This is a genomic window from Streptococcus hillyeri, assembly GCF_003686955.1.
Classification (GTDB): domain Bacteria; phylum Bacillota; class Bacilli; order Lactobacillales; family Streptococcaceae; genus Streptococcus; species Streptococcus hillyeri.
Window position 1 is genome coordinate 1 of record NZ_RCVM01000083.1, and the last position, 213, is coordinate 213.

At 45.5% G+C, this 213-nt stretch carries 1 protein-coding gene; it reads left to right on the forward strand.

The window, feature by feature from the left end; translation table 11 throughout:
• The coding region (locus EAF07_RS10525) for an isopeptide-forming domain-containing fimbrial protein (protein WP_121836471.1) at positions 1 to 213 on the forward strand (213 nt) is incomplete at both ends.

The window sequence follows — 213 nt, forward strand, 5'->3', positions numbered from 1 at the left end:
TTGACAACGACTTGATGGTTAAAGGAACACCAACAATTACAGGTGACGCCGCTAAGTTCTTCGATGTTAAAGTAGACGGTCAAACCGTTACAGCGACAATGAAAGACTTCGCAAACGCAGGTGAGTTGGCAGGTCAACAAGTTGAGTTGGTCATTCCAGCGCAAATCCGCGAAGGCGTGACTCGCGTTAAGATTCCAAATACAACAAAAGTTG